Here is a 21951-nt window from a genome sequence, read left to right as displayed (position 1 = left end):
CGAACTGTCAGGCGTGGCCCCGACCTGTGGTGGTGGCGTCGCCTTGGCCTCTCGCGGTAGCCCTCAGTCGTTGACGACCCGCCAAGCGGTGAGGGCGAGCTTGGCCCGTGTCAGTCCGGCGGGCGCGGTGAGCTCGATGCCCAGGACCTTTCCCATCTGTTCGAGTCGGCGGGCGACGCTGCTGTGGTGCAGGTGGAGAAGGTCGGCCGCCCGGCGCAGGGAGCCGGTGGCGCAGTAGGCGTCCAGAGTCTCCAGGTCTTCCGGGTTGCCGGCGATGCGGGCGATCGCGGCGACGTCGGCGTTGCCGCGCGCGGCGTTCTGGGGGACCTGTGCGAGCAGCGCCAGCGCCCCCAGGTCCTCGTAGGGGACGACCGGCTGGCGCGGGGTGGTGAAACGGAGGGCGGTACGCGCTTCCTGCCAGGATCGGTCGGGGCTTCCGGCGGCGCCGATGCCCGCACGTACGCCTGCTGGGAACAGGGCCGGGTCGACGGCGGTGGCCAGGATGACGCCCACGTCGGCGAGAGGCGCCGCCTTCACGGGGCGGCCCCGGCCGACCAGGGCGCCGACCTGGTCGAGGGGAAGCAGCGACCGTACGGCGACGACGTGCACCGGCAGGCCGGCGGCGAAGCCCAGGAGCCGTAGCGCCCGCGCCCGGGCCGCCTCGTCGCAGTCGGCGCTGATCACCAGCTCGACGAGGGCGGGGTCGGCCATGGTGGTGCGGGCCGGGCCGTACCGTTCGACGACCGCCGCGGCGGCGATGGCGAGCCGGTCCAGCAGCAGCTCGTCGAGGTCGAGCGCGCCGGGCGCGCCGGGGCGCTCCAGCCACACCGTGCCGATCTCCTCCTCATCGAGGACGATCGGCGTCGTGGCGGACGCGGGCGGCGGCGGGGCGGACGCTTCCGTGCCGTCGGGCGCGACGCGGATCGCCCGCCCCGTGCCGTGGAGCCGGATCCCGGCGACGCACTCGGCCAGGCCCGCCGAGGCCCGGGCGAGCGCCGGCAGATCCACCCGCCGGCGCATCAGCGTGTCGTAGAACATGATGACGCGGATCGCGCCGTCGACGTGCGAATCCAGTTGCGACAGCCGTGCGGCCAGTGCCTCCATCCCCAGAGGATAGGCGCCGATCGGCGCGTGATCGGCGCTGCACGCCCGACAGTTGGCGGATGAACGCGAGCGTGACGACCGTCAGGATGGCCGACATGGATCCCGAACTCGAAGCGTTCATCCCCTTGTTCCCCCGGGCCGACCTGACCGACCCGGTCGCCGAGCGCGAGAACCTCGCCGGCCTGGCGGCCACGCTGCCGCCACCGGACACCGCCGGCATGGACATCGAGCACCGCACGGTGCCCGCCGACCCGGACGTGACGGTGCGGATCTACCGCCCGCACCAGGCACAGGGCGCCATCGTCTGGCTGCACGGCGGCGGATTCGTCATGGGTGACCTCGACACCGAGCACCCGTGGGCCGCCCGGATCGCGGCCCTGTCCAACGCGGTGGTGATCTCGGTGGGCTACCGACTGGCCCCCGAGCACCGGTTCCCGGCCGCCCTGGACGACACCTACGCCGTGCTGACCTGGACCGCCGAGCATGCGTCGGAACTCGGCATCGACCCGGAGCGCATCGCGGTCGGAGGTCACAGCGCCGGCGCGGGGCTCGCGGCGGCGGTGGCGTTGCGGGCGCGTGACCAGCAGGGTCCGCCGATCCGCTGCCAACTGCTCAACCAGCCCGGGCTCGACGACCGGCAGGAGACCTGGTCGGCGCGGCAGCCGCGACGAGGGCATCACCTACGCGCTGCGCCTGCTGCAGGCCGGCGTCTCGGTCGAGCTGCATCAGTGGTCCGGCACCTTCCACGGGTCGCAGGCGATCCTGTCCGCCGAGGTGTCGCAGCGGCAGATCGCCGAACTCGGCGCCGTTCTGCGCCGTGCCCTGACCGAGTGAGGCGGCCGGTCACCACTCCCATGCCACAACCCGTCAGTGGGCCCTCCGGCTACGCGGACCGAGTCGCCCTCTCGATGTCCAGCGGGTCCGGAACTTCCCGCAGGCGCACGGAGAGAGCGGCGATGTCGTCGTCAAGACCTTCGTCGCTGTAGTGGAGGAGGTCACGGTGGAGCTTGTTGAGCAGTTCGCGGGGATGTGCCGGGTTTTGGTGCCGCATCCAGTCCGTCAGTGGGAAGAACTCGCCATCGCGGCCGCGGGCCTCGGTGACGCCGTCGGTGTAGAGGAGCAACTGGTCGCCGCGAGCGAAGTGGAAGGTATCGATGTTGTAGTGGTCGCCGATCAGGTCCGCGAGGTTGAGAAGCGGCGACGGAGCCGTGGGATTGAGGACGCGGAGTCCCTCCCGGTTCAGGAGCAGCGGCGGTGGGTGTCCGCAGTTGAGAATTCTGACGAGGCCGTCCTCGTACGGGATCTCGACGAGAATGGCGGTGGTGAAGCGCTCCATCAGGTCCTCGGGCGGAAACGCGGCGTTGTAACGGGTGCTGCTGGCCTCCAGGCGGCGTGCGATGCCGCCCAGATCGGGCTCGTCGTAGGCCGCCTCCCGGAAGGAGTTGACCACGGCCGCGGCCGCTCCCACCGCCGGCAGACCCTTGCCCCGCACGTCGCCGATGAGCAAGCGGGCCCCGAATTGTGTGTCGGCCACCTCGTAGAAGTCGCCGCCGATACGGGCCTCCTTGGCGGCGGCGAGATACAGCGCCTCGATCTCGATGCCCCCGAAGCAGCGCGGCATCGGGCTCAGGACCACCTTCTGCGCCGCGTCGGCGACGAGCCGGACCTGGAAGAGCGCCTGCTCCCGCTGGAGGCGGACATGGCTTCCGTACGCGGCCGCCACGGTGACCGCGACGATACCCGCCACCGTGTACCACGCCCCCAGGCCGGGGAACACGAGGCTGAGGCCGATCATGAGCAGAAAGCAGACCGTCCCCAGCAGCACGGTGGGAAGCACGGGCCACATGGCGGCCGCGAGAGCGGGGGCAGCGGGCAGGATGCGGCTGAAGGCCATGTCCGGGGGCGTGGAGTACGCCAGGGCGGCGATGACCACGGTCAGGATCACCGGGGACAGCTGGACAGGGGACCACCGGCCATGGGGGCGACGGAGCCGCGACTGTCCAGGCTTGACCATGGTGCATATCATATCGGCACAACATGGACATATGATCCCGTTCGGGCGGGGCTACCCCGCCCCAGGGGCGCACGCCCGAAACAGCGAAGGCCGCCCCCGGCCGGTCGGGGCGTTGAGCCGTTCGGGTAGGCGCCGGCGGACCACCTTCCCGAAGAGTCGCATTACAGTACAGCGCTGTATCGTAAATACCATGGAGCTTGGCGACGACGGAGGCCGGCGGGTCACCGACCCACCGGCCCTGTCCGCACGACCTCCCGGCCGGCCGCGCAGCCGGAAGGCGGACGAGGCGATCCTCACGGCGGCGCTCGACCTGCTCATCGAGCGGGGTGTCGACTCGGCCAGCATCGAACAGGTCGCACGCCGCGCCGGGGTCACCCGCGCGACCGTCTACCGGCGGTTCCCGACCCTGACCGACCTGCTGGTGCGGGCGGTCGAATGGGAGTACCGGGACGTGGATCCCGGCGCACTGGACTGGCCGGACGTCGACGCCATGATCACGGCCTGGGCCGACTACCTCAGCCGGCCCCGCGCCCGCCGGCTGATCCGTCGCCTCTACGGGACGGTGGACGACCTCCCCGAACTGCTGCGCGCCTACGACGCCGCTCATGGCCGCCACCGCGGCCGGGCGGTGCGCACCGTCCTCGCACAGGCACGAGCGGCCGGACAGCTCCCGCCGGACAGCGACCCGGACATCCTGCAGCAGATGCTCAGCGGCGCGGCGCTGCAGCACCTTGCCGCCTACCCCGACACCACCACCGCGGAAGAGGTCAGGTCCTATTTCGTCGCCGTCCTCCGCCAGACCGGCTACCGGCCGTCAGGCGTCCCCGTCGCCCGCCCCCGGCGGGCACCACAGCCCGCCGGCGTTTCCCGAGGAGGCTCTCCGTGAACTGGACGCTCGAAGTCATGCCGGTCCCTGTCAGTGACATGGACCGGGCGAAGGAGTTCTACGCCGACAAGGCCGGTTTCAAGCTCGACCTCGACGACGAGGTCGCCCCCGGTGTGCGCATCATCCAGATGACCCCGCCCGGTTCGCGGTGTTCGATCGCGATGCTCCAGGGCATGCCCACGCCACCCGGTACGAAGGTGATGGCCCCCGGCACGCTGCAGGGCCTTCAGCTCTGCGTCACGGACATCGAGGCGGCCCGCGAGGAACTGGTGGGCCGGGGCGTGGACGTCTCCCCGGTGCGCCACCTCGGCGCGACGGGCTGGGAGGACGGCAAGGGCGGGACCTGGAACTCGTTCATGTCCTTCGAAGACCCGGACGGCAACGGCTGGATGGTCCAGGAGGCCCCGTCGGAGCTGTCGGAACGCTGAGCGCTCACCAGGCGACCGGCAGGTCGACCGGGCCCCGGATCAGTACGTCGGTCTGCCACCGCACCTGGTCCTGCGGAACCGCCAACCGCATCGCGGGCAGCCGGCGGACCAGGGTCGACAGCAGGACCTCCGACTCCATGCGGGCGAGCAAGGGGCCCACGCAGAAGTGCGGTCCGTATCCGAAGGCGATGTGCGGCGGGCCCTTGCGGTCGAAGTCGATGCGGTCGGGCTCGGGGTAGACCTGCTCGTCCCAGTTGGCCGTGACGTAGGAGACGTAGACGAACTCGCCCTTGCGGATCAGGACGCCCCCTACCTCGACGTCCTCGGTGGCGATCCGCGGCTGCCCGACCCCGTGCTTGTGCGGGATCCAGCGCAGCAGTTCGTCCACCGCCTGCGGTACCAACTGGGGTTCGGACCGCAGCCTGTCCATCAGCCTGGGCCGGGTGAGCAACGCGTACATCATGTTGGAGGTGTTGTTGCGCACCGCGTGCCAGCCGTTGAGGCCCATCAGGGTGGCGAGGGCGAGGAGCTCTTCGTCGTCGATGCGGCCCGCGCCGACGGCGGCCACCATCGCGCTCATCAGATCGTTCCGGGGCTCGGCCCGGCGCTGGGCGGCCAGTTCACGGAAGTAGCCCCTGGCGGCCTCCTTCACCTGCCGCGCGCGTTCGGCAGCCGCCTGGTCCGACGCCCTGGTCAGCAGAGTCTGGGCCCAGTCACGCACACGGCCGCGGTCGGAGGCCGGGATGCCGACCACTTCGCTGACCACGTCCAGGGGAAACGGCGAGGTGACGTGGTGGATGAGGTCAGCGGGGGGACCGCTCTCGAGCAAGCGGTCCACAAGGCGGTCGAGGATGGCCTGGGCCTGAGGGCGCAGCCGCTCCATATTGCGCTGGGTGAAGGCGGGGGCGACCACCGCGCGTACGCGCGCGTGGTCGGGCGGGTCCACGAAGCTGACGGCCCTGTCGAGCGGGATGAAGTGCTTGGTCATCTTCGGGATGGGCAGACCGACGATGTCGCGGCTGAACCGCGGATCCGACGTGACGAACCGTACGTCGGCGTACCGCGTCACCAGCCAGCAGTCACCTTCGCCGTGCGGCAGCCGGATCCGGGACACCGGGGCGTCCTGCAAGGACTTCCGGAGAAAGGGATCGAATTCAAGCGCCGGCAGGTCGGCGACGTCGTACAGCCGTGGACAGTTCATGATCAATCACAGCCGCCCCTCCGCCATGGCCGCCCGGCCGTTCCGTCGCCATGCACACCGCTAAATCTAAGACATAGAGGTGCTGAGTACGGGAAATCGAGGCAAGAATGATTTAACGGCTATTTTTGCGCCTGATCGCGTGAGCGCGGCCGCGCTCCGGTTCGGCGCGGCCCGGCGGCGCTCGCCGACTCGTGTGATCCGGCCGCGGTCCGGACCATGGCAGTGTGGACGGGAACCGGGTGTTCGGCGGGGCCGGGCCGGTGGACACGCTCGAGGTGGAGCCGACAGCCCGGACAGCGGTGGCGTGGCTGCCGCCGCAGGAGCTCTGGCCGGCGATCCAGGCCATCCGCCGGGAGCATGATCCGCAGGTACGGCGGTGGCCGCCGCATGTGAACCTGCTGTTCGGCTTCGTACCGGAGAGGGAGTTCGCGCAGGCCGTGCCACTGCTGGCCGCCGGGGCGGCGGAGAGCGCGGCGTTCACGGCGCGCCTGGCCGGCGTGCGGTCCTTCCGGCACCGGCATTACGCCACGGTGTGGCTCGATCCGGCCGCCGCGGGCCTCGCGCCGTGGGCCCGTCTCCACCAGGCACTGGAAGTGCGGTTCCCGCTCTGCCGCGGGCGCGCCGCCCGCTTCACCCCGCATCTGTCCCTCGGCCGCGCACAGGAACCGCGGCGTCTGGCCGCCGAGTGCGCCGACCGGCTCGGCGCACTGTCCGCGGTGGTCGATGAGGTGGTGCTGCTCTCCCGGCGCGGGGAGGAGGAGCCCATGCGGCCCCGGGCCGTGATCACGCTGGGCACGGGCGAGGTCCGCCGACTGCTGGAGCACTAGTGCCGCATCCCGCGCCTGCCGGTCGCGCGCCAGATGATGCCGCGCCGGATCAGGAAGCCCGGGCCCCGACGCGGTTCGGCCGACTGGCGGAACGCGGGAGCGGGCGATACCAAGGGACTCGGGAAGCGCGGGCCCTGATCCCCACCTGGCGTGACCGCAGCCCCGTCGAGACGAGCCTGTGAGCCAGGACCATCCCGACCGCACCACGACTTCAGGAGTGACCATGACCGGCTCATCCACCCAGGGAATCAAGACCGTGCTGCATCCCGTCGCCGACCTGGCGAAGGCCAAGCAGGTGTATGCCGCCCTGCTCGGCGTACCGCCGCAGAGCGACGAGTCCTACTACGTCGGCTTCGAGGCCGCGGGCCAGCACATCGGGCTGGTGCCGGGCGGCGGACCGCAGGGCATGACCTCACCGGTCGCCTACTGGCACGTGCCGGACATCGAGGCGAAGCTCGCCGAGGTGACCGCCGCGGGTGCCACCGTGAAGGAGCCCGTGCGCGACGTCGGTGGCGGCCGCCTGGTGGCCACCGTCACCGACCCCGACGGCAACGTCCTCGGGCTGCTTCAGGACCGGTGAGCGCCGGCCGTTCCGCTGCCTCCGGCCCCCGGCCCCCGCCCCTGCCGCTGCCGCAGGAGCGGGTCCCGGTCCGCCGCGCGGACCGGGCCGGGCGAAGGCGAGCCGGGGCGAAGGCGGGCCGGACCCACATCGACGCTGGTCAGAGCGCATTGTCAGACCCAGCTGATGAGATGGGGCCCGGTGATGCCGACGGAGACCGCGAAAGCGGCCTCGTGCAACGGATGGAGACACGATGAGCACGGCCAGGAAGACGGACACGCGGTCGCCCGCGCCGCACGATGCCGACAGCCACGATCTGATCCGCGTGCACGGAGCGCGCGTGAACAATCTCAAGGACGTCAGCGTCGAGATCCCCAAGCGTCGGCTGACGGTGTTCACCGGTGTCTCCGGCTCGGGCAAGAGCTCGCTGGTGTTCGACACGATCGCCGCGGAGTCGCAGCGTCTGATCAACGAGACCTACAGCGCCTTCGTGCAGGGCTTCATGCCGACGCTGGCGCGGCCCGAGGTCGACGTCCTCGACGGGCTGACGACCGCGATCAGCGTCGACCAGCAGCGGATGGGCGGCGATCCCCGCTCCACGGTCGGCACCGCCACCGACGCCAACGCGATGCTGCGCATCCTCTTCAGCCGGCTCGGGAAGCCGCACATCGGCCCGCCCAGCGCGTACGCCTTCAACGTCGCCTCGGTCCGGGCCAGCGGCGCGATCACGGTCGAGCGCGGTGCCAAGAAGGCCGTGAAGGCGACCTACTCGCGCACCGGCGGCATGTGTCCGCGCTGCGAGGGCCGGGGCACGGTCTCCGACATCGACCTCACCCAGCTCTACGACGACTCCAAGTCGCTCGCCGAGGACCCGTTCACCATCCCCGGCTACACCGGGGGCGGCTGGGTGGTGCGGATCTTCACCGAGTCGGGCTTCCTCGACCCGGACAAGCCGATCCGCGAGTACACCAAGAAGGAGCTGCACGACTTCCTCCACCGCGAGCCGACCAAGGTGAAGATCAACGGCATCAACCTCACCTACGAAGGGCTGATCCCGAAGATCCAGAAGTCGTTCCTCGCCAAGGACCGGGAGGCGATGCAGCCGCACATCCGGGCGTTCGTCGAGCGGGCGGTCACCTTCACCACCTGCCCCGAGTGCGACGGCACCCGGCTCAGCGAGGGGGCGCGGTCGTCGAAGATCAAGAAGGTCAGCATCGCCGACGCGTGCGCGATGGAGATCCGCGACCTGGCCGAATGGATCCGTGGCCTCGACGAGCCGTCGGTGGCGCCGCTGCTCGACGCGCTGCGGCACACCCTCGACTCGTTCGTGGAGATCGGGCTGGGCTACCTCTCGCTCGACCGCTCGTCGGGCACGCTCTCGGGCGGCGAGGCGCAGCGCGTCAAGATGATCCGCCACCTCGGCTCCTCGCTCACCGACGTCACCTACGTCTTCGACGAGCCGACCACGGGCCTGCACCCCCACGACATCCAGCGGATGAACGACCTGCTGCTGCGGCTGCGCGACAAGGGCAACACGGTGCTCGTCGTGGAGCACAAGCCGGAGACGATCGCGATCGCCGACCACGTCGTCGACCTCGGCCCCGGCGCCGGTACCGCGGGCGGCACCGTCTGCTTCGAGGGCACCGTCGAGAAGCTGCGGGTCAGCGGCACCATCACCGGCCGTCATTTCGACGACCGGGCGAGGCTCAAGGACGAGGTGCGCAAGCCCACCGGGACGCTCGGGATCCGGGGAGCGAACGCGCACAACCTGCGGGACGTCGACGTCGACATTCCGCTGGGCGTGCTCTGTGTCGTCACCGGCGTGGCCGGGTCGGGCAAGAGCTCGCTCATCCATGGCTCGATCGACGCCGACGCCGGCGTGGTCTCCGTCGACCAGACCCCGATCCGCGGCTCCCGGCGGAGCAACCCCGCGACGTACACCGGACTGCTCGACCCGATCCGCAAGGCGTTCGCGAAGGCCAACGGCGTGAAGCCGGCGCTGTTCAGCGCCAACTCCGAGGGCGCCTGCCCCACCTGCAACGGCGCCGGCGTCGTCTACACCGACCTGGCCATGATGGCCGGCGTCGCCACCACCTGCGAGGACTGCGAGGGCAAGCGGTTCCAGGCAGCGGTGCTCGACCACCACCTCGGCGGCCGCGACATCAGCGAGGTGCTCGCGATGTCGGTGACCGAGGCCGAGGAGTTCTTCGGTTCCGGCGAGGCGCGCACACCGGCCGCGCACAGGATTCTCGAGCGGCTCGCCGACGTCGGGCTCGGCTACCTCACCCTCGGCCAGCCGCTGACCACGCTGTCCGGCGGCGAGCGGCAGCGGCTCAAGCTGGCCACCCACATGGCCGAGAAGGGCGGCATCTACGTCCTTGACGAGCCGACCACCGGCCTCCACCTCGCCGACGTCGAGCAGCTGCTCGGCCTGCTCGACCGGCTCGTCGACTCCGGCAAGTCGGTCATCGTCATCGAGCACCACCAGGCGGTGATGGCGCACGCCGACTGGATCATCGACCTCGGCCCCGGCGCCGGCCACGACGGCGGCCGGGTCGTCTTCGAGGGCACACCCACCGACCTCGTCGCCGCCCGCTCCACCCTCACCGGTGAGCACCTCGCGGCCTACGTCGGCACCTGACCGAGGCTCTCGTGGACACGGTGGGACGGGCCCTGGGCCGTTTCGGCTCGTCCCACCCGGCGCGACGGATTCCCTGGCCCGTGCGCGTCCGCGTCGGCCCGCCTCACCGGCGGGGTTCGAGCCTGCGGATCACCACGCCGAGGATGTCGCCGCGTTCGACGTAGCCGGTGTGGCGGGAGTCGTGGCTGTGAGCGCTGTTGTCGCCCAGGACCACGAACCGGTCCCGCGGTACGGGCTTGCGGGCCTCGGCGGCCAGGGCGGGACCCAGACCTGCGGGCACCGGGTCCCCGGGGCCTGCCACGACGCGCTTGATCATCCGGTGGTGACGCGCACCGATCGACACACCTGCCGGTACGCCTGCCGTCTCGCCTGCCGTCACGCCTGCTGTCACTCGTGCCGTTTCGCCTGCCGGGGCACCGGAGGGCGGTCGCCACGTCGCGACGACGATCTCGCCCCTCTGGACGCCGGTGTCCCCGCCTCGGCCGAGCCGGCGGACCAGCAGCCGGTCGCCGTGGCGACAGGCCGGTTCCATGCTGGCACCGGCGACGGTGATCACGGCGAAGCGGCGCCGTAGCAGGAGTACGCCCAGCAGGGGCGTCCCGACCATGACGACGGCGAACGGGAACAGCCAACGGTCGGTTGACCGCATGGGTGCACGCACCTCCTCAGGTGTCCCGGCCGGCGGAGGCCACCGCGGCTCCGGGCCGGTAGCCGCGCGCCTGCGTCGTGAACAGCCGGGCGTAGGCCCCGCCGGCCCGCATGAGCCCGTCGTGAGTGCCCTGTTCGGTGATCCGGCCGTCCTCCAGCACCACGAGGAGATCGGCGTCCCGGAGCGCGCCGAGCCGGTGCGAGATCAGCACACTGGTGCGGCCGGCCCGGTGGTCGCGCAGGCGCAGATGGATCTCGTGTTCCGCCTCCGCGTCGAGCCCGGAGCTCGGCTCGTCGAGGATGAGGAGATCGGCGCGGTCGCGGAGGAACGACCGGGCCAGGGCGAGGCGTTGCCACTGCCCACCGGACAGGACGACGCCGGTGCCGGGGTCGTCCTTGTCCTCCTCGGAGAAGAAGGTCCGGCTCAGCATCGTGCGGTAGCCGTCGGGCAGGCGGGCCAGGGAGTCGGCCATCCCGGACAGGCGCGCGGCGTGTTCGATGCGGTCCTGATCCGTCAGCCGCTCGAGGTCGCCGAGCCCGATGTTCTCGCCGGCGGTGAGGTCGTACTCCATGTAGTCCTGGAAGGTGACCCCGATGCGCCTGCGCACCTCGGCGGGATGGAACGCACGCAGGTCGGTCCCGTCCCACAGGATCCGGCCGCGGGCCGGGTCGTACAGGCGGCACAGGAGCTTGACCAGCGTCGTCTTCCCCGCGCCGTTGAGCCCCACCAGGCCGACGGAGCTGCCCGCGGGAATCGTGAGGTTCACCCCGCGCAGCACCCAGGGGTGTTCGGGGCTGTAGCGGAACCAGACGTCCCGCAGCGCGATGCCCTCCCGGAGGCGCGGCACCGGACGGGGGCGGGCGCTGACCGGCAGATCGTCCTTGGTGTCGCGGATCGCGACGTAGTGGTCGAAGAGCAGGAGCGCCTGGTGCCCGCCCGCGATCTCGTTGGCCAGACCGGCGAGCGCCGTCTGCACGGCGGGCAGCGCGGCCACCAGGAGGGAGACGCCGCCGATGCTGATACGGCCCTGCTCCGCGGCCCGGACCGCCCACAACAGGCCCAGGCCGGCGACGACCGCCGCGAGCACGCCGAGGCCGAGCTGGATCGCCAGCTCCCGGCGGTCCACCGCCTGCTTGGCCGCGTCGGCCTTGCGGCGTTCGGTGAGCATCCGCCCGCGCAGGAAGCCGCCGATGCCGAACAGCCGGATCTCCTTCGCGGCCTGCGTGCTGGTCAGCAGCTGGAGGTAGAACAGCTCCCGGCGTTCCGCGGGGCCGATGTCCCAGAGCATCGCCGCCCGCCGGCGGCTCAACGCCAGTTCACCGAGCAGTACCGGCACACCGGACAGCAGCACGGCGGCGGCCAGGAGGGGGCTCAGCACGATCAGCGAGCCGAGGAACCCGGCGACGGTGAGTGTCCCGTGCAGGACCCCCAGCGCGCTGTTGACCGCCTGGGTCGGCGTCATGCCCCCGGCCTGCTGGGCCAGTCGCAGCCGGTCGAGGAACCGCGGGTCCTCGAACTTGCCGAGGCCGGTCAGGCCGTCCACGGCCCGGTAGAGCGCGTCCTGGGCGCGCAGCCCGGCCGCGCGCTGCGTCTGGGCCTGGACGTACTGCACGACGTGCGGCACCGCGGCGGCCGCGACCCCCGCCGCGGCGAGCAGCCCGGCCGGTACGAGGAGCGCGCCGAGCCCGCCGCCGGCGGCCAGCCGGTCCAGGACGGCCCGCACCGTCCACGCGGCGGCGACGGGCAGCATCGCGCCGAGGGCGGTCAGGAGCGTGAGCGCCGCCAGATGCCGGGGCGCCGCCTTCAAGGCGAGCCCGGTCGCCGCACGGAAGACCTCCGTCAGCCGCCGCGGCCCCGGCGACGACGCCTCCGCCGTCCTCATGAGGCGGCGGGTAGGGGGGCCGGCAGGACGTGCTCGCCCACCGCCTCCACCACGAGTTCGTCACCGGCGGCACGGACCCGGCACATGGCGGGGAAGCCGCGGACCGCGAACGCCTCGGTCACCGGTCCCGTGCCGCTCTCGTGTACGACCCTGGCGACCGGCCCCAGCTCCTTGAGCATCTGCTCGGTCTCCGCGTCCCCGTCGGCCCCGCCCGCGACGACGGCGACGGCCCGCCGCGCGGGAGCGGCCCCCAGCGCCGCCGCCACCCGCGGCAACTGTTCGTGGCACGGGGGACAACCGGGGGAGAGGAACACCACGACGGTGCCCGTGCCGAGATCGCGGCTGTGCAGGGGCCGGCCGTCGACGGTCCGGGTCTCGAAGGCGCCGACGAGAGCGCCCGGAGGCAGCATCCCGTCATCGGCGAACCGGTCCGCCGCCGTGCGCGGGGCCGGCTGCGCGCGCAGCCTCCTGATCAGCCCCACGGTCAGCAGGAGGTCCAGCAGACACAGCGCGCCGACGAGCACGACGGCCGCGATGAGATACGGCATGATCACCTCTGCCCTTTCCGTACGACGACGGGGAAGGAGACGGGAAGGAGACGGGCACCGGGACCGGGAAGGAGTCGCGCAGCGCCCCGGAGATGTCGTCGAGGACGGTCACCACGACGCCCAGGACGAGACCGGTGCCGACGGCCACCGCCAGGCCGCCCGGTGCTTCCGGCAGGCCGTGGAACGTCCCGACGGCGCCGGTCACCGCCACGGCGACCAGGAAGCCGTTGCGGACGAGATGGAGGGGGCCCGTGCTGCTCGTGGAGGCCCCGAAACACCGGCACGGCACCCGCACTCCGCGCCGCAGCGACGCCCCGATCGCCAGCGCGAACGCCCCGACCAGGCACCCCGCCAGCGCGAACCCCACGATCGCCACCGGCCCCGGAAGTAACAGCAGGACGACCCCGGCCGCCTCCGCCCCGGCCACCAGGCCGGCCACGGCGCGTCCCCGGCGCCGGGACAGCGCGGCGAACCCCTGGACGGAGCGCACGAACGCTCCAAAAGCCTGCGCACTACGGAGCTTGCTCACCACCGCGACCGTGAAGACGACCACGAGCAGGGCTCGGCAGGACATCGCGGCCAGCTCCATGTCGGGGAACACCCTCCCGTCGTGCCGGTGGAGTACGAGTACGAGGACGAGGGACGCCGGTGGATCCGCCGCGACGGGGAGACCACCGACGCCCCTGAGCCCATCAACCAGCTCGTCAACAGCCGCAGCGGCCGAACGCGTAGTAGTAGCTGCCGTCATCGCAGTTCATCCTGTACTGGGTGTACTTGTTCTTGTTCGAGCAGCGGCCGTTGACGCACTTCGAGCCGGCCTTCCAGCACCGGACCGCGTGAGCCGTCGCCCCGGGTACCAGCCGCTCGACCAGACGATCGGTGATTGCCCGCACGACCTTGGTCATGTGTGACTCCTTCTGCTGATGCCACGTCGCCGATGGCCGACGCGACGGGAACGGAAGAGCGCTGTGCACGGCCCCGGCGGGCCGCGGCACCAACCTGCTGGCGGGGGTACGGGCGCCGCAACAGCCGGGGCCGTCCCGGACAGCCCCGCCACTGTCCGGCCTGGTCGGAGCCGGTGTCCGGCCCTGTCCCAGACACTGTCCGGGCGCCTGCCGCGCCCCGGCTCGCCGCCCGCCCGCCGCCAGGCGACCATGGAGGTACGGGACCGGTCCGTGGAGCCAGGCACTGGGAGGCACCCGTGAGGTCGTCGGCCGGACCGTCCGGCACGCCACCCAGGGCATCGACGCCGACCCCGACGACCCCCGAACCCTGCTCCTCCGCGAGGCCCAACTGCTCGTCGGCTACCGGGACGGCCCGCTCGCCGGCAGCCCGTACGGGCCGGCCGACGCCCCCCAGCCCGGCGACCGGGCCCCGGACTGCGCCGGACTGACCGCGCCCGTGGCCGCCTACCCGCTGCGCCTGCTCGACATCCTGCGCGGCCGCACCGGGCACGTGCTGCTCCTGTAGGCGGACGACGCCGCCGGCCTGGCCGAGGCCGTCGCGGCGGCCGTGGCCGCCGGGTTGCCGCTGATGGCCGACGGCAGCCCGGGCACCCCCGACCGCCCGGACCCCGGCATCGGCCTGCAGACCGTCGCCGTCCTCGCCCGCGAAGCCGCACCGACCATCCCCGGCACCCTGGCCGTCCCCGGATACCGCGACGCCGGCGGGGAGTTCGCCCGGCTCTACCGCCCCCACGGCTCGACCGGCTTCGCCGTCCGCCCGGACGGCCACCTCGGAGCCCGCTTCCCCCTAGCCGGCACCGCCCCCGCCCTGTCCGACTACGTCGCGGCCCTGTCCACGCCGGTGTGACCACCACGTCCACCCAGGCGCACGATCACGCCCCGGCCGCCCGGAACCCCCGCCACGGCCGGAGCCGCCCCGGCCACGTCGCCCACCGCAGCGAGTCAGCTTCCTCCGGCGGCAAAGACCCGCACCGATGAGCGCGGCCCGCCGCTCCGTACGTGGCCTACGTCGCGCTCACGCCGCGGCTCAGCGCCTGCCGGTACGTACCGCGCCCGCGCTCGCCGCGACCACCAGCGCGATCGCGGCGCATTGCGGCAGCGACAGTCCCTGATCCAGCACCAGATAGCCCGCCGACGCGGCGACGGCCGGCGCCAGGCTCGTCAGCACCGCGAACGTCGCCGCCGGCAGCCGTCGCAGCGCGAGGAGTTCCAGGGTGTAGGGCACCCCCGAGCTCATCACCGCGATCGCCAGGCCCAGAGCGAGCACCCCCGGTTCCAGCAGCGTGCCGCCCGAGGACCCGATGCCCAGCGGCAGGCTGACCAGCGCGGCGACGGCCATCGCGATGGCCAGACCGTCCAGCCGGGGGAAGCGGGCGCCCGCGCGGGCGTTGAGCACGATGTATGCCGCCCACATCACCCCGGCACCCAGCGCGAAGGCCACGCCCGCGACGTTGAGCTGGCCGAAGCCGCCGCGGCCCAGCAGACAGACGCCGGCCAGCGCCAGGGTGGCCCACAGCAGGCTGGCGGCGCGGCGCGAGGCGACGACCGACAGCAGCAGCGGCCCGAGGACCTCGAGCGTGACCGCCGCTCCCAGCGGGATGCGGTCGATCGCCTGATAGAAGAGGAGGTTCATGCCGCCGAGAGCCAGGCCGAACCCGCCGACCACTGCCCAGTCGGCGCGCGCGTACCCACGCAGCCGGGGCCGGCTGACGACCAGCAGCAGCAACGCCGCGAACGTCACCCGCAGCGCGACCGTGCCCAGCGCCCCGGCCCGGGGGAACAGCAGCGCGGCGAAGGCCGAGCCGAACTGGACGGACACCGTCCCGGCCAGCACCAGGCCGACGCCGCTGAGGGTGCCGCGCCCCGCGGCGTGACGAAGGAGAACAGGCGAGGCGACCGTCGTCGCGGATGAGTTGCGCACCGTGGATGTCATGCCCTTCACGGTAGGAATCCAGCCACGCCGTGTGAAATGCCGAGTCCGCCACGGTTATGCTTCCGGCGCATGACCATCGAGCTGCGGCACCTGCGTGCCTTCCTCGCCATCGCGGACGAGGGCAACGTCACCCGCGCCGCCGCCCGCCTCCACCTCAGCCAGCCCGCGCTCTCCCGCACCCTGCGCCAACTCGAGGACCACCTGGCCGCCCGCCTCGTCGACCGCTCCACCCACCACCTCGAACTGACCGCCGAGGGCCACACCTTCCGCGACAAAGCCCGCGCCGCCCTCGCCGCCGTCGAGACCGCCCTCGACCCCGGGGGACTGAAGAGCTGGCCCCTCCGCCTGGGCCACACCTGGGCGGCGCTCGGCGACCACACCATCCCGTTGCTGCGCCGCTGGGACGAGACACGCCCCGGCATCCCGCTGGAGCTGCTCCGCGTCGACGACCGCACGGCCGGCCTCACACAGGGCAAGGTCGACGCGGCCCTGCTGCGCGGCGCGGTCACCTCGCCGGGACTCCGCACGCAGCTGCTGTTGTCGGAGGAACGGGTGGTGGTCATGCCGGCCGACAGCCCCCTGGCGGCTCTCCCACGGGTCACCCTCGCGGACGTCGCCGCCCACCGGATCGCCCTCAACACCGTCTCCGGCACCACGACGATGGACCTGTGGCCGCCGACGGCCCGACCCGTCGCGACCGTCGACGTGACCAATACCGACGAATGGCTCATCGCCATCGCCGCGGGCCGCGCCGTGGGAATCTCCACCTCGGCCACCCCGAGCAACCACACGCACCCCGCGCTGGTCTACCGCCCGCTCGCGGACGCGCCGCCCGTCCCCGTCGTCCTCGCCTGGCGCGAGGGCCTGGGACACCCGGCCCTACCGGACCTGCTGGCACTCGCACACGAGGTCCTCGCGGCAGGAAAGGGCTGAACCGACTGGCGCTGCGGCAGAGGCTCTCCTTGACCTTGTCGCAGCGACAACGTTTCTACTGGTGCCATGAGGATCGGAGAGCTCGCCGGCATCGCCGGCATCACCGCACGTGCCGTCCGGCACTACCACCGCATCGGGCTGCTGCCCGAGCCCCCGCGCCAGCCGAACGGCTACCGCGAGTACTCTCTGCGCGACGCCGTCGAACTCGCCCGCATCCGCCGCCTCACGGAACTGGGCCTGAGCCTCGACGAGGTCCGTGACGTCGTGGCCGGCGACGCCGACAAGGAACTGGCCGAGGTCCTCGCCGAGCTCGACGCGGACCTGGCACGCCAGGAGGAGTCCATCCGCCGGCGCCGCGCTCGTCTGGCACAGCTGCTGCGGCAGACGGAGGAAAACGGCACCCTGCCCGCCGAGGCGCCGGTCTCCCCCCAGCTCACCGCCCTGTTCGACGACATGGCCCGCGCCTCCGCCCACCTCGGCGGACCGGAACCCGAGATGGCGGCCAAAGAGCGGGAACTGATGGCCCTGCTGGAGACCAGCTCCCCGGGCGGCGACCGCGGCTGGCTCGACGGGCTCATGCACGCGCTGAGCTCCGACCCGCAGGCGATCGTGCGGGCGTACGCGGTCTACGCCCAGCTCGATGAGCTCGCCGGGGCGCCCGAGAACGACCCCCGGGTGGAGCGAACGGCGCATGCCATTGCCGACAGCGTCCCCGACGAGGCACTGCGGGCGATGGGACTGCCACTCCCCGACGGCCAGGAGGCACACAAGGCGGACAGCGGTTTCGCCGAGGCGTTCTTCGCGGACTTCGCACCCGCACAGGCAGCCGCGATCCGCCGCGCCGTCCAACTGCTGCGGGAGCGCGACCGATGACCACGCCACGCCCGCTGCGCACGGCCGTGCGGTGGTCGCTCGCCGTGCTGGCCCCCGGCGAGCTGGTGCTGATGCTCTGCCTGGCATCCGGCATACGCGTCACCCCCGCAGCGCGCACCGCTCTGGAACTGGCGGTGCTCACCGTCATGGTGGCCGCGACAACGCTGCTGGCCCTGGACTACCACCGGCACCGGCTCGACGGCCTGCCCCGGCGCCCGGCCCTCCTCGCCGCCGTCGCGGACACGGTCCCCGCGCCCGTGCGCAAGCTCGCCGCCCACGAGATCAGCCTCACCACCAGCTTTGTGCGCTGGACCACCCGCCGCGGGCCGCACGGCGTACGCGAGGGCGACGCGGCGGTGCCGTACGCCTCGGGACAGACAGCGGTCATGTACGGCTTCCTCTTCGTCTCCGTCGTGGAAACGGTGGCGCTCGCCTACCTCATCCCCTGGCCGGTGCTGCACACGCTCACCCTCGTCCTGGACGTCTGGGGCGTGTACTTCATCATCGCCCTGCACGCCTCCTGCGTCGTACGCCCGCACGTCGTCGGCGCCGACGGCTCGCTGCGGCTGCGCTACGGGGCGCTGCTCGACATCCGCATCCCCGCCCGGCACATCGCCTCCGCCCGCGTGGAGCGCCGCTTCCCCGAGGGCAGGCCGGCCGCAGTGGACGCACACGGGGGCGCGGACCTCGCCGTGGCCGGCCAGACGACGGTCACCGTGGAGCTGACGGAACCGATCACGTTCGTCCGGCCACTGGGCAAGACAGCAAAAGCCCGCACCTTCCGCTACTACGCGCAGGACCCGGCGTCCGCCGTCGCCGCGCTTCGTGCCCGGACGGTCCGTGGTCAGCGGTCCCGTGCGTGATCGGCCCATGACCGCGGCGCCCTGTACCGGCTCATACGGAGGGCCGGGTCACGGCCCGGCTGGCCCCTGCGATGTGACCGTCGGGGCGGATGAGGACGTCCTTCACCCCCTCGAGATCGGGACGGGCGCCCTGCGGGCGAGCGGTGAACGTGCGGATGTGGCCGGGCCGGCCCGCGCCGTCCGCTGCCCGCCTGCGGGAATCGTCGTCGCCGTCCAGGCGCAGCAGGACGAAGTGGCCGTCGTGCAGGAGCTCGTACACACGGGTGGGCTCCGCCGTGGTGGTGACGAGGCCGATGTCCGGCATGCGCCGGCCGGTGAGCGGATCGGCGCGGGCGGCGGCGGGGGGTGGATAGACGGTGTCGAGCGCCGAGATCCGGTTGGCCAGGTGGAGGTTGACTTCCTCCATGCCCAGGAGCGTGTCGAGCAGCTCGCACAGGATGCCCGCGGGGCGCCCGTAGCGCCGGGTGAGGGGCAGCTCCACCAGTAACGTCTGGGCCTGGGTGGCGGTGGTGACAGCGTGGCCCACGGCGTGACGCTCGGCGTGGTAGGTGTCCAGAAGCGTGGGCGGCGCCCATCCGTGGACCTGGGCCGCGAGCTTCCACCCGAGGTTCATCGCGTCCTGCAACCCGGTGTTCAGGCCCTGGGCCCCGACGGGGAAGTGGATGTGCGCGGCGTCGCCGGCCAGCAGGACGCGGCCACGGCGGTAGCTCTCGGCGAGGCGGGTGGCGTTGCCGAACCGCGACAGCCACCGGGGCTCGTCGATCCCGCAGTCCGTCCCGCAGACCCGCCTCAGCGAGGTACGGAACTCCTCCAAGGTCACCGGCTCGGTGGACGGCACCCGGATCCGGTCCGGATCCATGACCACGAACCGGGTCAGGCCGGCCTCCAGACGGGCGACGAGCACGCCGTGCCGGCGGGCCCGGGCAATGTCCGCGTGATCGGCGACCGCGAAGTCGCCCACCACCGCGGTCATCGACTCCGCCGTACCCGGGAACCCGATGCCCACCGCCTGCCGTACGAAACTGCGCCCGCCGTCGCAGCCGACCACATAACGGGCCCGGGCGGTGACCGTCCCGCCGGGGCCGCGCACGTCCACCTCGACGCCGTCCTCCTTCTGCCGGAGGGCGACGGCTTCGTACCCGCGATGGACCGGCACTCCCAGTTCCCGGGCGCGTTCGGCGAGCAGGGCCTCGGTGCGGGACTGGGCTATCAGCAGGGCATAGGGGTGCCGGGTGTCGAGCGCGGTGAAGTCCAGCGGCTGTTTGAGGCTCGCCGTGAACTGCCAGCCGGGTACGGTCCGGCCGGCGGCGAGGAACCGGCCGGCCAGGCCCCGCATGTCCATCAGCTCGATGCTGCGGGGGTGCAGGTTCAGCGCCCGTGACGCGCGGTGGGGCTCGGGGCGCTTTTCGATCAGCCGCGTCCGCACGCCGGCCAGGGCCAGCTCGCAGGCGAGCAACAGCCCGGCCGGCCCCGCACCGACCACGAGGACCTCGCTGTCCATGTCGATACCCGTGCCGGTGCCCAAGGACGTCACACCGTCACCTTTTGACGTGGGCGGGTGCGCCGTCAAGGCTGCCCCGTCCGCCGTCCGGGGCGGCGGTTGGCCGGGAAGAGAACTTGGCAGCGGGACGGCTCCGTACTGGGATGGGGCGGACGACCCTTGGGTGCCGCGAGAGGAGTCCGTTCGTGATCCACATGACCGAGACCCTGGCCGTGCAGACCATGGAGGACTTCCTCACCGGCGAGGAGACCACCCGGCTCACCACCATCCTGGACGAACACCTTGCCGCCACCGGCTGGGTCCCCGCGCGCCCCAGTGAGGGCATCACGCCGCCCGGGCCCGCCCAGGCGATCCTGGACGGTGCGATGCGGCGGGCGCTGCCGGCGCTCCGCCGGGCCTTCCCCTCCGCCACGGCCACCGATCCATGGCTCTACCACGACCTCAAGCCCGGCGACAAGATTCGCCCGCACGTCCACGGCGTGGGCGACCCGCGGGCCCGCCCCCAGAGGATCGCCCGGGTCGCCTTCAATCTCCAGGACGCCGACAGCGGCGGCGAGTTCTACCTCGACACCTGTTCCGCCGACGCCGTGTGGAGCGACGTCACCGCGACTGCCGGCAGCGACTACGCGCCCGGCACCCGCTTCGTCCACGAGATCACCGCCCGCACCGGACCGGTGAATCTCGACGAGATCCCGCACACCCGCTGGACCTGTAGCCCGCCACCCGGAACCACCGTCGTCTACGGCACCCAGCTCGTCCACGGCGTCCTGCCGGTCATCCAGGGCAGGGTGCGCAAACTCATCACCAACCTCCTCGCATGACCGCCGCGCTCAGGAGATGACCGGCACACCGCCCTGTTCCAGGGCGTGGGTGCCGCGCGCGAGTTGCGCGGCCGCCTCGCGCGGGCTGTTCAGCAGCGCCTCCGCCGGTAGGGCGGCCAGCCAGGTACGCACCGCCGTCGCTCGTGCGGCCGGGACACCGAGGACCGCTCGGTGATACCCGCCGATGAAAGGGCCGCGGTTGGCCGGGTTCCCGGGAAAGTGCGTCAGCCCGGTCCCGGCCGGTGCGGGCGGCAGCACCACACCGTTGGGCACCGGCAGTTCGAGCGCGACCCGTCCGGCCCGCGGACTTGTGGGCGTACGGCCGAGCACGGCCGCCCCATGTGCCGCATGCGGGTCGAGGCCCGTACCGGCCCAGCTCATGTTCGACACACCGCCCAGCCGGCCGTTCAGCTCGATCACCTGGAGCCGGCCGTCATCGGTGACGGCGAAGTCCATTTGCCACGGCCCCCAAGGGCGGAAGGTCTCCACCATGTCCGTGACCGCGGCGGTCAGTTCCGCTCGCGCCCGGGTGGGCAGTGCGGCGGGCGCGACCCTGACCCGCCGGCCCGGGGCGCAGTCGCTGTCGAGCCGGCCCAGGGAGGCCACCGGCCAGGCGACGGTGCGCGAGGCCCCTGAGAGGAACTCGACAGCGAACTCCTCTCCCTCCACCGCCTGCTGGACCAGCACCGGACAGCTCACCTCGCCGCACACCCGGCCGAGGTGAACGGCGTCCCGCACATAGTGGCGCCCGGCGTGAAACTCACTACGGGCCTCCTTGACCAGCACGGGAAACCCCAGCGCACGGACCGCCTCCCGCACGGCCCCCGCCGCCGCACACACCACCGCGCGGGGCACGGGCCAGCCCCGCCGCCGGGCGACCTCGTGAAAGGCCACCTTGTCGCTGGCCAGCCCGGCGAAGCCTGCCGAGTGCACGGGCATGCGCCGCCCCGCGGCCCGCAGACAGGCCGCGGCGCGCGCGTAGACCGGAAGGAACTGTTCCTGACCGGGGCACCCGAGGTTGGGCACGGCGATGTCCGCGCCGTACTCGCCGAGCAACCGCACCACAGCCCGCTCATTCAGCGCGGAGGGCAGCACACCGCACTCCACATCAGGCCCCAGGAACGACTCCAGCTCCACGGACGTCAGCACGACGACATCAGCCCCGCCTCGCCGCAGTGGTGCGACCAGCCTGTCCACCCGGAACTCGCCCAGGACCACCACTCGCGTCATCCACACCCCGCCCCACACCCGGCCCGGCCGAACCCCGCCCCTCCCAGGCTAGGCCGACGCCTCGACCGGCGGGCCCTGGTCTTCGACGGCCGG

At 72.5% G+C, this 21951-nt stretch carries 20 protein-coding genes and 2 pseudogenes; 11 read left to right on the top strand and 11 right to left on the bottom strand.

Annotated elements, in window-relative coordinates; translation table 11 throughout:
• Positions 1-63 precede the first annotated feature (63 nt).
• The gene (locus ABZ956_RS15730; RefSeq protein ID WP_361892782.1) at positions 64-1104 is read right to left on the bottom strand and encodes a helix-turn-helix domain-containing protein; all 1041 of its coding nucleotides are present in this window, start codon (positions 1102-1104) and stop codon (positions 64-66) included.
• A gap of 95 nt (positions 1105-1199) precedes the next feature.
• On the opposite strand from ABZ956_RS15730, the pseudogene ABZ956_RS15725 reads away from it, so the two are divergent.
• A pseudogene (locus ABZ956_RS15725) lies at positions 1200-1938 on the top strand (alpha/beta hydrolase).
• Positions 1939-1987: 49 nt separating this feature from the next.
• Here ABZ956_RS15725 and ABZ956_RS15720 read toward each other — a convergent pair.
• Positions 1988-3118: a PP2C family protein-serine/threonine phosphatase gene (locus ABZ956_RS15720; protein WP_361892779.1), complete on the bottom strand. Its 1131-nt coding sequence runs from the start codon at positions 3116-3118 to the stop codon at positions 1988-1990.
• A 190-nt stretch (positions 3119-3308) separates the two neighbouring features.
• Between ABZ956_RS15720 and ABZ956_RS15715 the strand changes: the two genes are divergently transcribed.
• Together ABZ956_RS15715 and ABZ956_RS15710 are read left to right on the top strand one after the other, a co-directional pair.
• Entirely contained in the window at positions 3309-4004 is a 696-nt protein-coding gene (locus tag ABZ956_RS15715) for a TetR/AcrR family transcriptional regulator (protein WP_361892776.1), read from the top strand.
• Complete coding sequence (locus ABZ956_RS15710; RefSeq protein ID WP_361892773.1) at positions 4001-4432, top strand: VOC family protein; 432 nt, start codon at positions 4001-4003, stop codon at positions 4430-4432. Before ABZ956_RS15715 ends, ABZ956_RS15710 begins: the two co-directional genes overlap by 4 nt.
• A 4-nt stretch (positions 4433-4436) precedes the next feature.
• Here the strand turns inward: ABZ956_RS15710 and ABZ956_RS15705 are convergent, their stop codons facing one another.
• The gene (locus ABZ956_RS15705) at positions 4437-5633 is read right to left on the bottom strand and encodes a cytochrome P450 (protein ID WP_361892770.1); all 1197 of its coding nucleotides are present in this window, start codon (positions 5631-5633) and stop codon (positions 4437-4439) included.
• A 224-nt stretch (positions 5634-5857) separates the two neighbouring features.
• Between ABZ956_RS15705 and ABZ956_RS15700 the strand changes: the two genes are divergently transcribed.
• The 3 genes from ABZ956_RS15700 (at position 5858) to ABZ956_RS15690 (ending at position 9660) form a co-directional block, all read left to right on the top strand.
• The gene (locus ABZ956_RS15700; protein WP_361892767.1) at positions 5858-6460 is read left to right on the top strand and encodes a 2'-5' RNA ligase family protein; all 603 of its coding nucleotides are present in this window, start codon (positions 5858-5860) and stop codon (positions 6458-6460) included.
• A 223-nt stretch (positions 6461-6683) separates the two neighbouring features.
• Entirely contained in the window at positions 6684-7040 is a 357-nt protein-coding gene (locus ABZ956_RS15695) for a VOC family protein (protein WP_361892764.1), read from the top strand.
• 232 nt (positions 7041-7272) lie between these two features.
• On the top strand, positions 7273-9660 hold the full coding sequence (locus tag ABZ956_RS15690) for an excinuclease ABC subunit UvrA (protein WP_361892761.1): 2388 nt from the start codon (positions 7273-7275) through the stop codon (positions 9658-9660).
• Between the two features lie 103 nt (positions 9661-9763).
• On the opposite strand, the gene ABZ956_RS15685 is transcribed toward ABZ956_RS15690, so the two are convergent.
• From ABZ956_RS15685 to ABZ956_RS15665, 5 genes are all read right to left on the bottom strand, one after another.
• Positions 9764-10309: a S26 family signal peptidase gene (locus ABZ956_RS15685; RefSeq protein ID WP_361892758.1), complete on the bottom strand. Its 546-nt coding sequence runs from the start codon at positions 10307-10309 to the stop codon at positions 9764-9766.
• 16 nt (positions 10310-10325) lie between these two features.
• Complete coding sequence (locus tag ABZ956_RS15680) at positions 10326-12191, bottom strand: ABC transporter ATP-binding protein (RefSeq protein ID WP_361892755.1); 1866 nt, start codon at positions 12189-12191, stop codon at positions 10326-10328.
• The gene (locus ABZ956_RS15675; RefSeq protein ID WP_361893257.1) at positions 12188-12715 is read right to left on the bottom strand and encodes a hypothetical protein; all 528 of its coding nucleotides are present in this window, start codon (positions 12713-12715) and stop codon (positions 12188-12190) included. The genes ABZ956_RS15680 and ABZ956_RS15675 overlap by 4 nt, the downstream gene beginning before the upstream one ends.
• Positions 12606-13313 carry a MauE/DoxX family redox-associated membrane protein gene (locus ABZ956_RS15670; protein WP_361893254.1) on the bottom strand — a complete coding sequence of 236 codons (708 nt, stop codon included), beginning with the start codon at positions 13311-13313 and terminating at the stop codon, positions 12606-12608. Before ABZ956_RS15670 ends, ABZ956_RS15675 begins: the two co-directional genes overlap by 110 nt.
• A 130-nt stretch (positions 13314-13443) precedes the next feature.
• A complete protein-coding gene (locus ABZ956_RS15665) occupies positions 13444-13644 on the bottom strand; it encodes a hypothetical protein (RefSeq protein ID WP_361892752.1) in 201 nt (66 codons plus the stop codon).
• Between the two features lie 298 nt (positions 13645-13942).
• Between ABZ956_RS15665 and ABZ956_RS15660 the strand changes: the two are divergent.
• A pseudogene (locus ABZ956_RS15660) lies at positions 13943-14551 on the top strand (pentachlorophenol monooxygenase); the annotation flags it as partial.
• A gap of 180 nt (positions 14552-14731) precedes the next feature.
• On the opposite strand, the gene ABZ956_RS15655 reads toward ABZ956_RS15660, so the two are convergent.
• Positions 14732-15637, bottom strand: a complete 906-nt coding sequence (locus tag ABZ956_RS15655) for an EamA family transporter (RefSeq protein WP_361892750.1) — start codon at positions 15635-15637, stop codon at positions 14732-14734.
• 69 nt (positions 15638-15706) lie between these two features.
• Here ABZ956_RS15655 and ABZ956_RS15650 point away from each other — a divergent pair, with 69 nt between their 5' ends.
• From ABZ956_RS15650 to ABZ956_RS15640, 3 genes are all read left to right on the top strand, one after another.
• Complete coding sequence (locus tag ABZ956_RS15650; RefSeq protein WP_361892748.1) at positions 15707-16570, top strand: LysR substrate-binding domain-containing protein; 864 nt, start codon at positions 15707-15709, stop codon at positions 16568-16570.
• Positions 16571-16636: 66 nt separating this feature from the next.
• Entirely contained in the window at positions 16637-17443 is an 807-nt protein-coding gene (locus ABZ956_RS15645) for a MerR family transcriptional regulator (RefSeq protein WP_361892745.1), read from the top strand.
• Positions 17440-18306: a hypothetical protein gene (locus ABZ956_RS15640; RefSeq protein WP_361892742.1), complete on the top strand. Its 867-nt coding sequence runs from the start codon at positions 17440-17442 to the stop codon at positions 18304-18306. The genes ABZ956_RS15645 and ABZ956_RS15640 overlap by 4 nt, the downstream gene beginning before the upstream one ends.
• Positions 18307-18337: 31 nt before the next feature.
• Here the strand turns inward: ABZ956_RS15640 and ABZ956_RS15635 are convergent, their stop codons facing one another.
• Complete coding sequence (locus ABZ956_RS15635; protein WP_361893251.1) at positions 18338-19807, bottom strand: FAD-dependent monooxygenase; 1470 nt, start codon at positions 19805-19807, stop codon at positions 18338-18340.
• 185 nt (positions 19808-19992) lie between these two features.
• On the opposite strand from ABZ956_RS15635, the gene ABZ956_RS15630 reads away from it, so the two are divergent.
• Entirely contained in the window at positions 19993-20628 is a 636-nt protein-coding gene (locus ABZ956_RS15630; protein WP_361892740.1) for a hypothetical protein, read from the top strand.
• 9 nt (positions 20629-20637) lie between these two features.
• Here the strand turns inward: ABZ956_RS15630 and ABZ956_RS15625 are convergent, their stop codons facing one another.
• Positions 20638-21858 carry a hypothetical protein gene (locus ABZ956_RS15625; RefSeq protein ID WP_361892737.1) on the bottom strand — a complete coding sequence of 407 codons (1221 nt, stop codon included), beginning with the start codon at positions 21856-21858 and terminating at the stop codon, positions 20638-20640.
• Positions 21859-21951 lie beyond the last annotated feature (93 nt).

Source organism: Streptomyces sp. NPDC046261, assembly GCF_040646235.1.
Lineage (GTDB): Bacteria > Actinomycetota > Actinomycetes > Streptomycetales > Streptomycetaceae > Streptomyces.
Note: the sequence above shows the minus strand (reverse complement) of the source record. Positions and strands in the feature narration are given on the sequence as shown.

Coding starts and splice junctions, on each gene's coding strand:
- ABZ956_RS15730 (WP_361892782.1), bottom strand. CDS start 1,104: ATGGAGGCACTGGCCGCACGGCTGTCGCAACTGGATTCGCACGTCGAC.
- ABZ956_RS15720 (WP_361892779.1), bottom strand. CDS start 3,118: ATGGTCAAGCCTGGACAGTCGCGGCTCCGTCGCCCCCATGGCCGGTGG.
- ABZ956_RS15715 (WP_361892776.1), top strand. CDS start 3,309: ATGGAGCTTGGCGACGACGGAGGCCGGCGGGTCACCGACCCACCGGCC.
- ABZ956_RS15705 (WP_361892770.1), bottom strand. CDS start 5,633: ATGAACTGTCCACGGCTGTACGACGTCGCCGACCTGCCGGCGCTTGAA.
- ABZ956_RS15695 (WP_361892764.1), top strand. CDS start 6,684: ATGACCGGCTCATCCACCCAGGGAATCAAGACCGTGCTGCATCCCGTC.
- ABZ956_RS15690 (WP_361892761.1), top strand. CDS start 7,273: ATGAGCACGGCCAGGAAGACGGACACGCGGTCGCCCGCGCCGCACGAT.
- ABZ956_RS15685 (WP_361892758.1), bottom strand. CDS start 10,309: ATGCGGTCAACCGACCGTTGGCTGTTCCCGTTCGCCGTCGTCATGGTC.
- ABZ956_RS15680 (WP_361892755.1), bottom strand. CDS start 12,191: ATGAGGACGGCGGAGGCGTCGTCGCCGGGGCCGCGGCGGCTGACGGAG.
- ABZ956_RS15670 (WP_361893254.1), bottom strand. CDS start 13,313: ATGTCCTGCCGAGCCCTGCTCGTGGTCGTCTTCACGGTCGCGGTGGTG.
- ABZ956_RS15665 (WP_361892752.1), bottom strand. CDS start 13,644: ATGACCAAGGTCGTGCGGGCAATCACCGATCGTCTGGTCGAGCGGCTG.
- ABZ956_RS15655 (WP_361892750.1), bottom strand. CDS start 15,637: ATGACATCCACGGTGCGCAACTCATCCGCGACGACGGTCGCCTCGCCT.
- ABZ956_RS15650 (WP_361892748.1), top strand. CDS start 15,707: ATGACCATCGAGCTGCGGCACCTGCGTGCCTTCCTCGCCATCGCGGAC.
- ABZ956_RS15645 (WP_361892745.1), top strand. CDS start 16,637: ATGAGGATCGGAGAGCTCGCCGGCATCGCCGGCATCACCGCACGTGCC.
- ABZ956_RS15640 (WP_361892742.1), top strand. CDS start 17,440: ATGACCACGCCACGCCCGCTGCGCACGGCCGTGCGGTGGTCGCTCGCC.
- ABZ956_RS15635 (WP_361893251.1), bottom strand. CDS start 19,807: ATGGACAGCGAGGTCCTCGTGGTCGGTGCGGGGCCGGCCGGGCTGTTG.
- ABZ956_RS15625 (WP_361892737.1), bottom strand. CDS start 21,858: ATGACGCGAGTGGTGGTCCTGGGCGAGTTCCGGGTGGACAGGCTGGTC.